Source organism: Kitasatospora sp. NPDC059795 (genome assembly GCF_042732175.1).
Classification (GTDB): domain Bacteria; phylum Actinomycetota; class Actinomycetes; order Streptomycetales; family Streptomycetaceae; genus Kitasatospora.
This window is the reverse complement of record NZ_JBHWID010000022.1, coordinates 34,527-51,003: the sequence shown is the minus strand read 5'-3', so window position 1 is coordinate 51,003 and position 16,477 is coordinate 34,527. Positions and strand designations below refer to the sequence as shown.

Below are 16,477 nucleotides of genomic sequence, written 5' to 3'. Positions count from 1 at the left end.
GACGCTCGGTCAGGCCCGGTGCACCGTGATGGTGGTCCAGGCGCCGATGTGGACGCGGTCGCCGTCGTTCAGCGGGATCGCGGTGTGCGGCGGCAGGGTGTCCGGGCCGCCGTTGAGGGTGGTGCCGTTGGTGGAGTCCTGGTCGACCACCACCCAGCTGCCGTCGGGCTGTTCGGCGAGCAGGGCGTGCTGGTGCGAGGCGCCCGGGTCCTCCGGGGAGACCGACAGGTCGATCTCCGGCACGGTGCCGCGCTGCTGGCTGCGCCGCCCGATCCGCAGCTGGCCCCGGCCGGTCAGCGGGATCCGCCGCTCCGGGGTGTACGGCGGGAAGGACAGCCCGGCCGCCTCCGGGCCGCTGCGCGCCATCATGTCGTTGAAGTAGTCGGGGTCGGCGGCCACCACGGCGACCCAGGCGGTGCGCTGCGGAGCGGCCGACGGCTGCCCGTGACCCTGGTGGCCCGGCTGGCCGTGCTGCCCGGGCTGGGGCTGGCCGTGCTGTCCGTGCTGGGGCTGGCCGTGCTGTCCGGGCGGGGTGAGCCGGAACGAGGTGCCGAAGTCGTCGCCGCCCTGCTGCGGGGGACGCTGCTGCTGTCCCGGCTGTCCCGGCTGTCCCGGCTGCGGTCCGGTCGGCTCGGCGTAGACCGGGCCGGGGCGCTCGTAGTCGCCGTCCGGGAAGGCGGCGGGCGGGCGCTTGTCGAACGAGGGCGCGCCCGGCGCACCCGGGTAGCCGGCGGCGGGTGCGGGCTGCTGGTAGCCCGGCCGCTCGTACGGGGACTGCGGCTCGTACGGGTTCTGCTGCTCGTACGGCTGCTGCGGCCGCTCGAACGGCGTCGGGCGTTCGAAGCCGGCGGGCGCGGGGGCGGCCGGCTCGAACGCGGACGGCTCGAAGCCGGTGGGCGCGGCCGGGGGCGCGGAGGGCGGCGGGAAGCCGTAGCCGTGCTGCGCGGACGGCGGGGCCTGCTGGGCCCGGCCCTGCTCGGGGCGGCCGTGCGGGCCGCCGGCGGGCTGCGGCGCGGGCGGCGGCTGGTGCCCGAGCGGGGCGGGGCCGCCCGGCGGGCGGGCCGAGGTGGCCAGGTTGTAGTCGTACCCACAGTCCTCGCAGTACCGGCCGGTCTGCGGGGTGCGGCAGATCGGGCAGCTGGTCAGCGCCGGGGCGGGGGCCTGCGGCGGAGCGCCGTACGGGCCGGGGGCTTCCGGGGCCTGCGGCGGAGCGCCGTACGGACCGGGCATCTCCGGGGCCTGCGGCGGGGCACCGTACGGGCCCGGGGCTTCCGCGGCCTGCGGCGGAGCGCCGTAGGGGCCCGGGGCCTGGCCGGTGGGCGTGCCGCTCGGCGGGGTGGCGGCGCGGCGAGGCTCGAAGTAGCCGCCGCCCCCGGCGGGGGTGCCGGCCGGCGGGGTGCTGCCCGGTCCGGCCGGCGGGTAGCCGCCGCCGTACGGAGCCTGCGGCGCGCCGGGCGCACCCGGCGAGCCGGGGCCGCCGGGCCGCTCCTGGGCGGCCGGGAACCCGGGGATCGCCAGGCCGGGCGGCGGGGTCATCGGGAATCCGCAGTAGTCGCACCAGTCCTCGGCCTGAGACTCGTGTCCCCTAGGGCAGATCGGCATCAGGTCCCCCACACTCCAGCAGGTTCGGGTCCGGCGGGTGTCCGGCTCACTTCTTCACGCGTACGGTCTTGGTCGATCGGGTCTCGAGTGTCATCGAGTCGGCCTCGCTCACGTTCTTACGGAACCGAACGGTACCCTCCCTCGCGTCGACCACGTCCACCACCTTCCGCAGCAGCTTGAGGGTGCCCTCGTTGCCGCTGGCGTGGGCGAGGCGGACGGCCGCGCCGAGTCTGGCGGTGGCGCGGTCGAGGTCGCCGGCCCGGTGGGCCTCCAGGCCGTCGCGGATGGACTCGGCGAGTTCGGCCTGGCCGGTGTAGTGCGCGACCTGCGGGTTGATCCGGGTCGAGGAGGCCAGGTCGTCGGTCCACACGGCGCGCACCAGGCCCTGGCCGAGCACCTCGGTGGTGCCGTCGGGCCCCGGCAGCACCAGGCTGATCCGGGCGGCGAGCATCTCGTTGCCGACGGCGGCGGCCGGGACCTCCACGCAGACGTGGTAGTCGCGGGACTCGTCGCCCCAGGACCCGGTCGGGTAGTCCCCGGCCCGCGGCCCGGCCTCGGTGCGACGCCCGGTGAGGTCCTCGACGGCGGGCGCGGCCTGCTTGACGAACGTGACCCGGGCGTTGGCGGGCGTCCAGACCCGCAGCGCCACGTCGGCGACCTGCTTGCCGATGGCGGTGGCCATCATGGCGCGGAAGTCCTCGGCGAGGCCGGAGGGTTCGGCGACGATGTCGACGGTGCCGAGCAGCGCGGAGGAGATCCGGCGCAGTTCGGCGACCTCCCAGTCGGTGCCGACGCCCCGGCAGTCGGCGGTGAACGCGCCGGTCGCCGCGTCCAGGGCGCGTTGCAGGTCGGCGGGCGTCTCGTGCTCGTTGCGGCCGTCGGTGAGCAGCACGGCGTGCCGGATCGTAGTCCCCGGGTGTGCGTCGAACAGCTTCCGGGCCCGGTCTATCCAGGTGCTGATCGAGGTGCCGCCGGACGGCTTGAGGCGGTGCAGCGCCTCCTTGGCGTGGACGCGGGTGTACGGGTCGAGGACGGCGAGGGTGCCGTTGCCGGGGAAGACGTCCTCCGCACGGTTGGTGCCGGCGACCACGGCGAACGCGACGCCGTCGGGCAGCGTGTCGATGGCGGCGGCGGTGGCCTCGCGGGCGTTGCGCATCTTGGTGTTGGGGTGCTCCATCGAGCCGGAGCAGTCGATCACCAGCACCACGGCGGTGCCCGGCCCGGGGGCGGCCGCGCCGAGCGGCCGCCCGCCGGAGGTGCCGCCGCCGGTCGCGGTGACGGTGACGATCGCGTTGACCTCCCGGGCGCCCTGGGCGAGGTACTCGTTCTGGAAGACGTCGACGTCGAATCGTGGCGCGTCGGGCTTGGACAACGAGGCCATGCGGTGGGCTCCTGTCGGAGAGTCGGGAGTGGCTAGTTGGCGGCCGGCTCGGCCCGGCGCAGCGGCACGGTGGCGTCGGTGTCGGCGGCGGCGCGCGGCAGCGGGACGTCGAGCAGGGTGTCGTCGTGGTCGGTGGGGGAGACCTGTGGGTCGATCGGCAGCACGGCGACGGTGATGTTGTCGTGGCCGCCGCGTTCGACCGCGAACGTCACCAGCGCGCGGGCCGCGGCGAGCGGTTCGGTGCGGGCGTCGGCGCGGACGAAGAACGCCAGGTCGGTGGCGGCCTCGGCGTAGTTCCACAGGCCGTCGGTGCAGATCAGCAGCACCCCGGGGACGTGCGGGGTGAAGCTGACGGTGTGCGGGTCGAGGTCCTCGGCGTCGGCGCCGAGCCAGCCGGTGATGGCGTGGGCGCGCGGGTCGGCGTAGGCCTCGGCCTCGTCCATCAGCTTGGCGGCGACCATCCGGGCCGCCCAGGAGTCGTCCTCGGTGAGGCGGTACGGCTCGGCGGACTCCCGGTCGTCGGGGATCCAGTAGGCGCGGGTGTCGCCGACCCAGCCGATGGTGACCAGGCCGCCGGCGCTGATCGCGCTGACGTAGGTGCAGGCCGGCGCGTTGTTGTGGCGGCCGGGTTCGGCGGGGGTGCCGTCGTGGGCGAGCGCGGTGACGGCCCGGTTGGCGGCGCCGATCGCCTCGTGCATGGCCTGCCCGGGGTCGCGGCCGGCCTTCAGCGCGGCGACCAGGGAGTCGGTGGCGGCGGTGACGGCGGTCGCGGACGCCTCGTCGGGGCGGGCCGAGGAGGAGACGCCGTCGCAGACCACGGCGATCACGGCGGGTGCGCCGTCCGGGCATTCGGCGCCGGCGACGCCGAACGCGTCCTCGTTGCGGTGGTGGCGCAGGCCCCGGTCGGAGACCGCGGCGACGCCCGTCACCTCGTGTTCCTGGTGGTCGCGTTCGCGGGGCTGGGCGTGGCCGCAGCGCTGGCACCAGCCGTCGGCGAGCTCGGTGGATCCGCAGTTCGGGCAGCTGGGCACGACCGGCAGGTCGCGGAGGGTCGGTGGCCCGGTCAGGGCCGTGCCGCAGGCCCCGCAGAAGGCGTCCTGGGGCCCCAGCGGTTCGGCACAGGTCGGGCACTCGGTCTGCTGCGGCATGTTCACACCCACGTCCGGGGGCGGGCCCGGTTGGCCCGTTCCACCCACTCGATCCTTTTCTCGGCCCGGTCGGTCAACCGAGCCAACACCCGGTAGGAGTGTTCCAGGGCAAGCCGCAGTTCCCGTTCCGCGGCGGGATGTCCCAGCAAGGTCAGCGTGGCGGGCCTGCCGGCCGCTCCGGCGAGCACCCAGTCGAGGGCGGTCTCCAGTACTTCGGCGGCGAGTTCGGCGCGCCGCCGGGCGTCGAGTTCGAGGACCGTCAGCTGGGTGGAGCTGTCGGCGAGTTCGGGCGCCAGCGCCTCGGTGGCGGCGCGACCGCGCAGCCGGGCGCGGACCGCGCCGATCCGGGCCGCGGTGTGGTGGGTGGAGCTCTCCGGCACCGCCTCCAGCGCGGCGACCGCGCCGGGCCGGTCGCCGTCCCGCAGCCGGACCCGGGCCAGGCCGAACGCGGCGCCGACGAACGACCGGTCGGTGCCGCCGACCAGCGCGTAGCGGGCGGCGGCCGCGGCGGTGTCGCCGAGCAGTTCGGCGCAGACCGCGAGCGCCAGCTTGGGCGCGGCCTCGCCCGGGAAGGCGTCGTACACGGCGTCGAAGGCCTCTGCGGCGTCCTCGGTCCGGCCCGCGGCGAGTGCGGCCAGGCCCCGGTACCACACCACCCGCCAGTCACCGGCGTGGTCGTCCTCCAGGGCGGCCAACTCCTGTGCGGCGGCCTCGTCGTCGGCGAGTTCCAGGTGGGCGCGGACCGTGCGCAGCCGCAGCTCCGGGGAGTCGGCGCCGGCCGCGCGCAGGGCGGTGAGCGCCTCGGCGGGGTCGGCGGCGGGCAGCGCGGACAGGAAGCCGGCGTTCGGGTCGGCCGGGTCGACCAGCGGCGCGGGCAGCGCCAGCGCGGTGGCCCGGGCGTCCGGTGTGTGCGCGCCGAAGTCCGGGTCCACCACCCGCAGTTCGGGGCCGAACAGGGTGGAGACGGCGGGCCGGGGCCGGCCGTCCTGGAGGCCGAGGACCTCGCGCAGCACGCCGGTGAGCTGGCCGGCCATCTCCTCGGCGGAGGCGAACCGGCGGGCCGGGTCCGGGTCGGTGGCGCGCAGCAGGAGACGGTGGAAGGACTCGTAGCGGGCGAACGCCTCGGCCTCGTCCGGGCCCGGCAGTTCGTGCTGTCGCGGGCCGGTCCAGCCGGGGAACTCGACGGTCAGCACGGCCAGCGTGCGGCCCACCGTGTACAGGTCGGAGGCGGGCGAGGGCCCGTCGGCGGCGATCTCCGGGGCCTGGTAGCCGACGGTGCCGTAGATCGGTCCGTCGTCGTCGTGCCGGCGCACCGCGCCCAGGTCGATCAGCTTGAGGGTGTCGTCGGACTGGATGACGTTGTCCGGCTTGAAGTCGCAGTACACCAGCCCGCGGGCGTGCAGGTGGCCGAGTGCGGGCAGTGCCTCCAGCGCGTACGCGGCGGCCTGCTCGACCGGCATCGGCTCCCGGCGGCCGTCCGGGGTGCGGCGCTCGCCGGCGATGTCCTTGAGCGACTTGCCGCCGACGTACTCCATCACGATGTAGCCGTCGGCGGCGCCGGTGCGGGCGTCGGGGTGCTCGACGAAGTTGATGATCCGGACGATGTTCGGATGGTCGACCTCGGCCAGGAAGCGGCGTTCGGCGATCGCCACCGCCAGCGCGTCCTCGTCACCGGTGTCCAGCAGGCCCTTGAGCACCACCCAGCGGTCGTTGACCCGGCGGTCCACCGCCAGGTAGATCCAGCCGAGCCCGCCGTGCGCCAGACACCCCATCACCTCGTACTGGCCGCCGACCAGATCGCCGCGCACCAGCTTCGGGGTGAACGAGTACGGCGTGCCGCACTTGGTGCAGAAACCCTCCGGGCGGCCCGGGACGCCGTTCTTCCCCCGGCCCACCGGCTGGTCGCAGCGCGAGCAGAACCGCCGGCCCTCCGGCACCTGGGGGTTCGCCAGCACCGCCTTCGACGGGTCCGCGGCCGGCACCGGCGGCACCGTGACCAGGCCCGCGCCGAGGTTGCCGCGCCGGCCACCGGTGCCGGTGCTGCCCGTCGAGCCGCGCACGGAGCTGCGCACCGAGACGGAACGGCCGGAGGCGGAGCGGCCCGAGGTGAAGCGGCCGGAGGTAAAGCGGCCGGAGGTGGAACTGCCCGAGGTGGAACGGCCGGAGCCGGCGGGCGCGAGGGGGACGGAGACAGAGCCGGCCAGGCCGCAGTCGTCGCAGTAGCCGTCGGTGTCGATCGCGCCGTCGCAGTCGGGGCGGCCGCACGGGTCGCCGGGCGCGCTGCGCGGGGCCGGGACGGCGGCGGGTGGCACGGCGGCGGAGCCGGCCAGGCCGCACTCGGTGCAGTAGCCGTCGGCGTCGATCTCGCCGTCGCACCCCGGGCGGCCGCACGGCACGGCGGCGGGGGACGAAGCGGCGGGTGGCACGGCGGCGGGTGGCACGGCGGCGGTCGGTGCGAGGCCGCACTCGGTGCAGTACCCGTCGCCGTCGATCTCGCCGTCGCAGTCCGGACGGGCGCACGCCTCAGCCATCGGTTTCCTCCCCCTCGGTACTGTCCTCGGTCGGCGGTGCGGGCTGCCGTTCCGGGGCGCGCAGCACCTGCTGGTAGCGGGCCACCGCCTCGGCGCCGGCCCGCAGGTCGCACGGCGCGCTCCAGAGCAGCCAGCGGGCCTTCTCGAAACGCTCGACCACCTCGGGGTCCTCGGCCAGGCCGAGTCGGGCGGCCATCGCCTTGTACGCCTCCAGCCGGCCGCGCAGTTCGGCCCGGACGGCGAGTGGCTGGGCGACCTCGGTGAGCGCCTGCCGGGCCCGGCCGAGCTCCTTGGCGGCGGCGTTCTCCAAGGCGTCCAGCAGCGGGCCGAGCCGGTGCCACTGGCCGGTCTGCTGGTAGTCGACGGCCTGCCCGATCGCCTCGCGCAGCGCGGACGCCGGGCCGGGCACGGCGGGCACCTCGGTGGCGGCGATCTTCGCCAGCACCTCGCCGCGGGCCCGGCGGGCCTCGGCGAGCGTCAGGTCGGCGCGCTGGAGCAGGTCGGCGACCTGCTGGAGGCGTTCGTGGGACTCGTCGCGCAGCCGTAGCAGTCCTTCGAGCTCGACCCGGACGTCGTCCAGGGTGCGGCCCAGCCGGTCGAAGTCGGCGGTGTCGACCGCGCCGGTGGGGGAGGCCCAGGCTGCGCCCTCGGCGGCCCGGCCGCGCTGGGCGGGCACCCGGCCGGGCCGCCACAGCGCCAGCGGGTCGGCCACCACCTCGGCCCGCAGCGCCGTCAACTGCTCGGCCAGCCCGGCGAGATCGTCGGCCAGCGGGTGTCCGCCGGGGCGCACGCCGACGGACAGCGCGAGCATCTGGACCCGGCCGAGTTCGGCGAGCAGCAGGTCGATCCGGGCGGGCAGCGCCGACCACACCGCGTCGACGGCGCTGACCACCTCGACCACCACGGCGTACCAGCCGTTCATCCGTTCCAGCAGCTCGGCGAGCGTGACGCGCTCCACCAGCCGGGCGGGCGCGCCGATTTGGCCGGCCGCTTCGGGGAGCCGGCCGCCGGAGACGGCGACCGCCCGGCCGGACAGCAGCTCGCCGAGCTCGGCGAGTTCGGCGGCGGTGGGCCGGGTGCGGCGCGAGCGCACGGCGCGGGCCGAGGCCAGCGCCTCCGCGTACTGGTCGAACAGCGCCCACAGCAGGGCCAGGCCGCCCTCGGCGACCGCCCAGCGCTCGCGGGTGCGCCCGGACAGTTCGGCGCCGGTCAGCAGCCGCAGCCCGGGGTGGTCCTGGAGCGCCAGCAGCGCCGCCTCGACCGCGTCGCGCTCGGCGCCGAGCCGGGCCAGTGCGCGGTCCACCTGCTCGCGGTTCATCACCGGGCGGGTCCCTCCGGCCATCGCGGTTCCTCCTCTCGGGCACACTCGTGGTGACGGGGCGTCGGCCCGTCGGCGGCAAGTCTCCCCGACGCCCGGTGCGGCGCGGACGGCGGTCCCCCGCGGTCACGCTCGGTCGGTCACGGCAGGTACGGCTCCGGGGCCCCCATGGTGTCGCGCAGCCAGTGGTCGTAGGACGCCCGCCAGCTGCCGTCGGCCCGCCGGTCGGCCAACACCTGGTTGACCCAGGCGATCAGGTCGGTGTCGTTCTGGTTCATCGCCACCCCCATGTACGCGGGCAGGAACGGCTCGCCGACCATCTCCACCTGCGGGTCCTGGGCGACCTGTGCAGCGGCCAGCTCGATGTCCGTCAAGGTGGCGTCCACTTCGCCGAGTTGCATCCGCACCAGGCAGTCCAGCTGGTTCTCCAGGGCGAGCACCGAGACGGTGCCGTGCGGGTTGCGCTTCAGCTCGGCCTCCGAGGAGGAGGTCTGCGCCACGCACGCCCGCTTGCCGTTCAGTGCGCCGTCCAGCGTCGTCGCGTGCGCGGCCTTCGGCACCACCACCCGTTGGGCGACCCGGAAGTACGGGGCGGAGAAAGCGATGTCCTTCTTGCGCTCGCAGGTGATGGTCATGGTGCGGGTGATCAGGTCGACCTCGCCGTTCTTCACCGCATCGACCCGGCGGGAGGTGGGCACGGTCTTCAGGGTGACCTTGTCCGGGTCGCCGAGCAGCGACTTGGCGATGGCGTGGGCCAGGTCGAGGTCGAAGCCCTCGATCCGGCCGGTCTGCGGGTTGCGGAAACCCCAGTGGTAGCTGTTCTGGTCGACGCCGACCACCAGGGTGCCGCGCTCGCGGATCTTGGCGATCTTCGCCCCGGCCGCCTGGCGGGGCGGCAGCGAATCCGTCGGGTCGCAGCCGTCGGCGGGTGCCGCGGGGGCTGCCGGTGCTTCGAGCGCGGCCTGCGGGGCGGGCCCGCCCGCGCCGTCGGCGCTGCCGGTGCCGAGCACCCCGGCCGCGAGCACCGCCGCCGCCACCAGGAAACGTGACCTTGCCGTGCGCATCCCTCGTCCCCCTCCTACCGGTACTCGGCCAGTCGGCGGCCGATGCCGCGCAGCACGGCGGCCGCGCCCAGCACGGACAGCACGCCGGCGGCCACCGCCTGCCCGGCCAGCACGCCGTCCACGCCGCCCGCCCTGCGGGCGAACGCCTCCTGCTCGGTCTGCGCGGCGGCCGCCCACTTCCCGTCGGCGGCCCGGAACGCGGCGTCGGCGGTGTCGGCGCCGCCCGCCATCAACGTCCGTTGCAGCGCGGCCTCGTAGTCGCCGGCCGCGTTCTTCGCGGCGGCGTCCTTGTGTCGGTCCTGCCACTGCCGGTACGCGTTCCCGGCGTCGGTCAGCGGGCCGGCCGTCGCGGGGTCCGCGCCGGCCGCCAGCCCGGCGACCGAGCCGGTGGTGCGCCCGTCGGCGTCGAGCGTGGCGACCAGGCCCTCCCACTGCTTGGTGTACTTGTCGCTGGCGCCGCGGGCCACCAGGTCCAGGTTCTCCGCGGTGTGCGCCTGAAGTGCCTTGATCCGCACCTGGTCCAGCTCCCGCAGCGGCCGGGTGCCGTGCGTGCGGCTGCCCGCCAGGTCGGCGCCCGCCGACGCGGTGCCCGCCAGCAGCCATCCCAGCGCGGCCAGCACCGCCAGCGAACCGCCGAGCAGCCCGAGGTTGAACACCCGGTTGGTGCGCCGGAACAGCTGCATCTGCTGGTGGACCAGCGCGGCCAGCGCCAGCACGCCGAGCACCAGCGCCGCCCACGGGACGGCCCCGGCGGTGCGGTAGTCGGCGTCCAGGCCGGCCGATTCGGCGTCGGCGAGGCGCTGCGCCTGCGGCAGTACGGTGCCCTGCATCAGGTCGGAGGCGTACCGCAGGTAGGCCCCGCCGAGCGGCAGACCCTGCCGGTCGACGGCCCGGGCGGTCTCCACCAGGCCCGCATAGCGCGGCAGTTGCCGGTTGAGCTCGGCCAGCGCGGACTGCGACTCGGCCGAGTCGCCGCTGCGGCCCGCGGCTTCGGCGAGCAGCCGGGCGGCGGTCGCCAGGTCGTCCTGGTAGCGGGCGCGGACCTCGGCGGGCTCGTCGCCGGCCAGCAGGAATCCGGCGGCGGCGGTCGCGTCGGCGTCCGCCAGCCGGCGGTAGATCTCGGCGGCGTCCTGGCTGAGCGGGCCGCCGACCGACACCACCTGCCCGGCCGCCCGGGAACGGTGTGCGGACTGCCACACCGCGACCGTGCCGAACAGCAGCACCAGTGCGGCCAGTACCGCGCCCGCCGCGCGCAGCCGCCCCGGCGGGGTGGCCGCGGCGAGGCGCAGCCGTGCCACCGGCCCGGGTTCGCGGGCCGCGGGCGGTACGACCGTGCCCGCCTGCTTCTGTGCCACCGCCGGTGCTGCCACCGTCCGACCTCCCCGTCCGACGTCCCCCGTCGTCCCGCAGTATGGCGGTTCGCGGCGTCCATCACACCTGACTTGAGCGGGAGTTGATCTCTTCGTGCCCGTCCGGCCGGTGTGCGGCTCGCGCCTGCTGCGACGCCTGGTCGGCATCGGACGGTTCCTGCCCTCGTAAGCTGGGCGCCATGCGCCTGATCGGAACCGTCACCCCCGACCGCCCGCTGCTCGTCCTCGCGCTGCCCGAGGAGGCCGCCCACCTGGACGCCGCCCTGCCGGTGCTGCTGACCGGTATGGGGAAGGTCAACGCGGCGGCCGCGCTGGCCACCGTGCTGGCGGCCGGACCGAAGCCGTCCGCGGTGGTCAACCTGGGCACCGCCGGGTCGCTGCGGCCCGGCCTGGCCGGCACCCACGAGATCGGCCGGGTGCTCCAGCACGACCTGGACACCCCGCTGCTGGAACAGCTCGTCGGTCGCCCGCTGGACGGCCCGATCGACCTCGCGCCCGCCGGGCCGGTGCTCGCCACCGGCGACCGCTTCGTCTCCTCCGACGCCGACCGCGACGAACTCGCCCGCACCGCCGACCTGGTGGACATGGAGGGCTACGCGATCGCCACCGTCGCCCGCCGCGCCGGGCTGCCCGTCCGCCTGGTCAAGCACGTCAGCGATGGCGCGGGCGACGGCGCGGGGCTCAGCTGGCAGGCGTCCGTGGACGGCTGCGCCCGGCTGCTCGCCGAGTGGGTCGCCGCCCACCTGCGCTGACCTGCCCGCCGGCACGACGAAGCGCCCGCCCGGGGGTCCGGACGGGCGCTTCCGCCGTTTCGGCCGTGTCGACCGTTTCGGCCGTGGCTCAGCTCTGGTACGGGTTCGGCTGGCCCTGCTGCGGGTAGGCCGCGCCCTGCGGCGGGTACGGCTGGCCCTGCGGCGGGACGGCCTGGCCGCCGCCGAACAGGCCGTTGACGAAGGTGTCCAGCTCGGCGCGCCAGTAGCGGCCGATGTTCAGGCGGGTCGGCTTGGGCTCGCCCGGGAACTGGAACTTCAGCGAGCTCCACAGGGTGGCGCGGTTGACGTCGGTGACCGCGGCGCGCGCCTGGTCCAGCGGGATGACGTGCACGAGCTCCTGCGGACGGTTGCTCATCCGGGAGGCGCGGTGCACGGTGACCACCCGCTGGGTCAGGGTCACGAAGTAGTACTTCACGAACAGCTGGCCGATCAGGCCGAGCTGGCTCATCAGCCACGGGCTCGGGCCCGAGATGGTGTGGAAGGTCACGACCGGGCGGTCGTTCGGCTCGATCGCGGCGATCGCCGCGGCGACCTGCTCCTGCATGGTGGACTTACGGATCGCCATCTGGCGTCGGCTCCCGGACTCCCCGCGCACCCCCGTCGGACACGCTGTGAGAGCGCGACGCTAGCGGGCCCGTGCGGTGCCTTCAACGGACAGATCGGGGCATCCTTCGCACCTCGCCGAAATTTTCCCCAATCGAGATGCGTTTGCGGAACTTGTCCCACCGGTGACGTACCGTCACCTGCGGGATCGCCCCGCCGCCCGGTCGCCCCGCCGTCAGGTCGCCCGGTCTCTCCGCCCGGTCAGTCCGCGACGACGTCCGCGACCGCGCAGGCGATGTTGTCCGGCCCGCCCGCCCGGTTGGCCAGCGCGACCAGCTGCTGGACCGCCTGCTCGGGGGCGGCGACGGCGCTCAGCACGGTGTGCAGGGCGTCGTCGGGGACCCACCGGGACAGGCCGTCCGTGCACAGCAGGTAGCGGTCGCCGGCCCGGGCGGGGTGCAGCGAGACGTCCGGACGGTTGTCGCCGGAGCCCGTCAACGCCCGCACCAGCAGGGTGCGTCGGGGATGAGAGGCGGCCTCGGCCAGGGTCAGCCGGCCGTCGTCGACCATCGACTGCACCAGGGTGTGGTCGTGGGTGATCTGGAAGAGTTCGCCGCCGCGCAGCAGGTAGGCGCGCGAGTCGCCGATGTGCACCAGGGCGAGCTGCGCGTCCGACCACAGCATCGCCGTCAACGTGGTGCCCGCGTCCGGGAGTTCGGACGCCGCGCCGACCCGGCCGTCGATCCGGGCCACCGCGTCCTCCAGGGCGTTGAGCAACTCCCCGGCGGGCAGCGCGAGTTCCTTCAGCGCGTCGATCGCGGCGGCGCCGGCCAGCGCGCCGCCGCCCTGCGGACCCATGCCGTCGGCGACCGCGACCAGGCCGTCGCCCGCGTACGCGGCGTCGTCGTTGCGTTCGCGGACCAGTCCGGCGTCCGTGCGGGCCGCGTAGCGGATCCGCAGGGCGCCCGTCGTTCCGTCCGTCATCGTGGGGTCCTTCCCCGAGAGGTGGTCGACGAGGAGGGCGGCGAGCTCCCGGCGGGCCTCGGTCTCGGCCCGCACGGACTCCCAGTACCGGGCGACCTCCTCGGCCGCCCGGGCGGGCTCCAGACCGAGCACCAGCCGGATCCGGGCCAGCGGCATGCCGAGCCGGCGCAGCCACAGCACCAGCCGGGCCTGCTCCAACTGGCCCGGCGCGTACCGCCGGTAGCCCGTGGCCGGGTCCACCTCGGCGGGCCGCAGCAGCCCGAGTTCGTCGTACAGGCGCAGTGCCTTCGGCGACAGCCGGGCCGCCCGGGCGAACGCCCCGATGGTCAGCAGCTCCATCCCCGCCTCCTCGTACCGGACCGGTGTCCGGCTCCACCGATGCTGGGCCTTCCCCGAAGGTGAAGGTCAAGCCCGGGAGTGCCGACGGGAGCGCCGAGGGCCGTTGCCCCGGCGCTCCCGTCCCTGGCGCTCCCGTCCGCGGCGGGGCGGGCGGCGGGTCAGACGGCGACCGGGTGGGCGGTCGGGTAGGCGTCGCGCAGGCGGCGGTGCGCGGCGGGGTCGGCGTCGAGGTGGTCGAGGCCGAGCAGGGCCGCGCCGAGGACCGGCGGGGCGACCACGATGCGCGGCTCGGCGAGCGGCGCGGCGGCGGCCAGCCGGGCCGTCAGGTTGTCGATCAGCAGCGGGTGCCGGGAGGCCAGCACGCCGCCGCCGAGGACCACCGGCACCGGCCGGTCGAGCAGGTCGAGCCGGGTGAGCGCGACGGTCGCGAGCCGGCAGACCTCGTCGGCCTGCCGGTCGATCAGCGACAGCGCGATCGCGTCGCCGGCCTCGGCGGCCTCGAACAGCACCTGGGAGACCTCGTGCAGCCGGGCCGGGTCGAGCTGCCCGAGGTGCATCGCCTCGGCGAACGCGTTGGCCCCGGCGAGGCCGAAGCGGGCGCCGATCATGGGGGAGAGCAGGGTGGGCGCGCCGCGCCCGTCCTCGGCCCGGGCGGCGTGCCACATCGCGGCCTCGGCGAGCCCGCCGCCGCCGCCCCAGTCGCCGGTGAGCTTGCCGAGCGCGGGCCAGCGCGCGGTGCGCCCGTCCGGCCGCAGGCCCACGCAGTTGATGCCGGCGCCGCACACCACGGCCACCCCGAGCGGCCCGTCGGTGCCGGCCCGCAGCAGGCCGAAGGTGTCGTTGGCGACGTGCACGGACGTCGTCCAGCCGTGCGCGGCGATCGCCTCGTGCAGCCGCTGCTCCTCGACCGGCAGGTCGGCGTTGGCCAGGCAGGCGCTGACGTGGTCGGTCAACGGCCGTCCACCGGGCCGTAGTTGGACGCCGGCCTGGCGGGCGAGGTCCTCGACCAGCGGGGCGAGTGCGGCGATCGCGGCCTGCGGGCCGGTGTGCTGCGGTTGGAAGCCGCCGCCGCGGGCGGTGCCGAGGACCCGCCCGTCGACGCCGACCAGGGCCAGGTCGGTCTTGCTGTTGCCGGCGTCTATCGCGAGGACGCCGGGCAGGTGTGCGTCGTGGCTCATCGGCCGGTCCCCCCGTGGCGGTGCTTCGTGCGGATCGTTCTCATGGTGCGGTTCACGCCCAGCTCAGGTGGTCGCGGTTGTGCGCGAGCAGCCGGTCGGTGAGCTGCTCGGCGAGTTCCAGCTGGCCGACCAGCGGGTGCGCGAGCAGCGCGTCGAAGACCCGGTCGCGGCCGCCGTGCAGCGCGGCGTCCAGCGCCAGGTGCTCGTACGCGGTGACGTTGGCGATCAGGCCGGCGTACAGCGGCTCGACGGGCCGCTGCGGCAGCGGGCGGACCCCGGCGGCGTCGACCTCGGCGGGGACCTCGATCACCGCGTCGTCGGGCAGGAACGGCAGCACGCCGTCGTTGCGGGTGTTGACGACCTGCACGGTGGTGCGGCCGTCGGTGCCGAGCAGCGAGGCGATCAGCTGGACGGCGGCCTCCGAGTAGAACGCGCCGCCGCGCTTGCCGAGCAGTTCGGGCTTGGTGTCGAGGGTCGGGTCGGCGTACATCTCCAGCAGCTGCCGCTCGATGGCGGCGACCTCGGCGGCCCGGGAGCCCTTGACCTTGAGCTCCTCGACGACCAGGTCGTGCTGGTAGAAGTAGCGCAGGTAGTAGGAGGGGACGACGCCGAGCCGCCGGATCACCGGCTCCGGCAGGTGCAGGTCGGCGGCGATGGCCGCGCCGTGTTCGGCGAGCAGCTGCGGCAGCACCTCGCGGCCGCCGGCGGCGTTCGGGGCGTCGAGCAGGGTGACGCCGCGCTCCCAGGTGAGGTGGTTGAGGCCGACGTGGTCGAGGCGGATCAGCTCCGGGTCGACGCCGAGGTGGGCGGCGAACTTGCGCTGGAAGCCGATCGCGACGTTGCACAGGCCGACGGCCTTGTGACCGGCGGTCTGCAGGGCGCGGGTGACGATGCCGACCGGGTTGGTGAAGTCGACGATCCAGGCGTCCGGGTTGGTGCGGCGGACCTGCTCGGCGATGTCGAGGACCACGGGGACGGTGCGCAGCGCCTTGGCGAGGCCGCCCGCGCCGGTGGTCTCCTGGCCGACGCAGCCGCACTCCAGCGGCCAGGTCTCGTCCTGGTTGCGCGCGGCCTGCCCGCCGACCCGCAGTTGCAGCAGCACCGCGTCGGCGTCCCGCACGCCGGCGGCGATGTCGGTGGCGGTGGTGACGACGGCGTCGTGGCCCTGCTTGGCGAAGATCCGGCGGGCCAGGCCGGCGATCAGCTCCAGGCGGTCGACCGCCGGGTCGATCAGCACGAGTTCGCCGATCGGCAGAGTGTCGCGCAGCCGCGCGAACCCGTCGATCAGCTCCGGCGTGTAGGTGGAACCGCCGCCGACTATTGCCAACTTCAGTGCGGACATCAGCCCTTGACCCCTGTCAGTGTGACGCCTTCGACGAAGGCGCGTTGCGCGAAGAAGAACAGAACGATCACCGGCGCCATCACCAGCAGCGTGGCCGCCATGGTGAGGTTCCAGTTGGTGTGGTGGGCGCCCTTGAAGGACTCCAGGCCGTAACTCAGGGTCCAGGCACCGGGGTTCTCGCTGGCGTAGATCTGCGGGCCGAAGTAGTCGTTCCAGCAGTAGAAGAACTGGAACAGCGCGACGGCGGCGACGGCGGGTTTCGCCATCGGCAGCACCACCCGCAGCAGGGTGCGCAGTTCGCCGCAGCCGTCGATCCGGGCGGCCTCGATGTTCTCCCGGGGGATGGTCAGGAGGAACTGCCGCAGCAGGAAGATCGAGAACGCGTCGCCGAAGACCATCGGGATGATCAGCGGCCACAGCGAGCCGGTCAGGTGCAGCTGCTTGGCCCAGAACAGGTACATCGGGATGATCGTGACCTGCGGCGGCAGCATCATCATCGACACCACCGCCATCAGGGCCAGGTTGCGGCCCCGGAAGCGGAACTTGGCGAGCGCGTACGCCACCGGCAGGCTGGAGGCGACGGTCAGCGCGGTGCCGCCCGCCGCGTACAGCAGGGTGTTGCGCCACCAGGTGAGGAAGCCGGGGGTGTTCCAGACCTTGGCGAAGTTCGACCACTGCCAGTGGGTCGGCCACAGGTCGGAGGTGAGCGCCTGGTGGTCCGTCATCACCGAGGTGAGGAAGACGAACACGAACGGCAGCACGAAGAACAGCGCGGCGGCGATCGCCAGCGCGTGCACGGCCACCCAGTGCAGGGCGGCCCGGCGGCGGGCGGTGCGCGCGGCGCCGGTGGCGGAGCCGGGGGCCGCGGCCTCGCGCGGCAGGGCGGGGGCAAGGGTCATGGCAG

General features: G+C 75.2%; 13 protein-coding genes. 1 reads left to right on the top strand and 12 read right to left on the bottom strand.

The window, feature by feature from the left end; genetic code table 11:
* Positions 1-9 precede the first annotated feature (9 nt).
* The 7 genes from ACFV4P_RS31955 to ACFV4P_RS31925 form a co-directional block, all read right to left on the bottom strand.
* On the bottom strand, positions 10-1,536 hold the full coding sequence (locus tag ACFV4P_RS31955; protein WP_380477004.1) for an FHA domain-containing protein: 1,527 nt from the start codon (positions 1,534-1,536) through the stop codon (positions 10-12).
* 112 nt (positions 1,537-1,648) lie between these two features.
* The gene (locus ACFV4P_RS31950; protein ID WP_380477002.1) at positions 1,649-2,983 is read right to left on the bottom strand and encodes a VWA domain-containing protein; all 1,335 of its coding nucleotides are present in this window, start codon (positions 2,981-2,983) and stop codon (positions 1,649-1,651) included.
* Between the two features lie 32 nt (positions 2,984-3,015).
* Entirely contained in the window at positions 3,016-4,131 is a 1,116-nt protein-coding gene (locus ACFV4P_RS31945) for a PP2C family serine/threonine-protein phosphatase (protein WP_380477000.1), read from the bottom strand.
* A gap of 2 nt (positions 4,132-4,133) precedes the next feature.
* A complete protein-coding gene (locus ACFV4P_RS31940) occupies positions 4,134-6,662 on the bottom strand; it encodes a tetratricopeptide repeat protein (RefSeq protein ID WP_380476998.1) in 2,529 nt (842 codons plus the stop codon).
* The gene (locus ACFV4P_RS31935) at positions 6,655-8,004 is read right to left on the bottom strand and encodes a hypothetical protein (protein WP_380476997.1); all 1,350 of its coding nucleotides are present in this window, start codon (positions 8,002-8,004) and stop codon (positions 6,655-6,657) included. Before ACFV4P_RS31935 ends, ACFV4P_RS31940 begins: the two co-directional genes overlap by 8 nt.
* A 116-nt stretch (positions 8,005-8,120) precedes the next feature.
* The gene (locus ACFV4P_RS31930) at positions 8,121-9,044 is read right to left on the bottom strand and encodes a glutamate ABC transporter substrate-binding protein (RefSeq protein WP_380476995.1); all 924 of its coding nucleotides are present in this window, start codon (positions 9,042-9,044) and stop codon (positions 8,121-8,123) included.
* A gap of 14 nt (positions 9,045-9,058) precedes the next feature.
* Entirely contained in the window at positions 9,059-10,399 is a 1,341-nt protein-coding gene (locus ACFV4P_RS31925; RefSeq protein ID WP_380476993.1) for a hypothetical protein, read from the bottom strand.
* 194 nt (positions 10,400-10,593) lie between these two features.
* Between ACFV4P_RS31925 and ACFV4P_RS31920 the strand changes: the two genes are divergently transcribed.
* Positions 10,594-11,166, top strand: a complete 573-nt coding sequence (locus tag ACFV4P_RS31920) for a nucleosidase (RefSeq protein ID WP_380476991.1) — start codon at positions 10,594-10,596, stop codon at positions 11,164-11,166.
* Positions 11,167-11,254: 88 nt separating this feature from the next.
* Here the strand turns inward: ACFV4P_RS31920 and ACFV4P_RS31915 are convergent, their stop codons facing one another.
* From ACFV4P_RS31915 to ACFV4P_RS31895, 5 genes are all read right to left on the bottom strand, one after another.
* On the bottom strand, positions 11,255-11,752 hold the full coding sequence (locus ACFV4P_RS31915) for a hypothetical protein (RefSeq protein WP_380476989.1): 498 nt from the start codon (positions 11,750-11,752) through the stop codon (positions 11,255-11,257).
* 239 nt (positions 11,753-11,991) lie between these two features.
* Complete coding sequence (locus tag ACFV4P_RS31910; RefSeq protein WP_380476987.1) at positions 11,992-13,053, bottom strand: MerR family transcriptional regulator; 1,062 nt, start codon at positions 13,051-13,053, stop codon at positions 11,992-11,994.
* Between the two features lie 158 nt (positions 13,054-13,211).
* The gene (locus tag ACFV4P_RS31905; protein ID WP_380476985.1) at positions 13,212-14,231 is read right to left on the bottom strand and encodes an N-acetylglucosamine kinase; all 1,020 of its coding nucleotides are present in this window, start codon (positions 14,229-14,231) and stop codon (positions 13,212-13,214) included.
* 52 nt (positions 14,232-14,283) lie between these two features.
* The gene (locus ACFV4P_RS31900; protein ID WP_073815135.1) at positions 14,284-15,564 is read right to left on the bottom strand and encodes a 6-phospho-beta-glucosidase; all 1,281 of its coding nucleotides are present in this window, start codon (positions 15,562-15,564) and stop codon (positions 14,284-14,286) included.
* Positions 15,565-15,572: 8 nt separating this feature from the next.
* A complete protein-coding gene (locus ACFV4P_RS31895) occupies positions 15,573-16,472 on the bottom strand; it encodes a carbohydrate ABC transporter permease (protein ID WP_380476983.1) in 900 nt (299 codons plus the stop codon).
* Positions 16,473-16,477 lie beyond the last annotated feature (5 nt).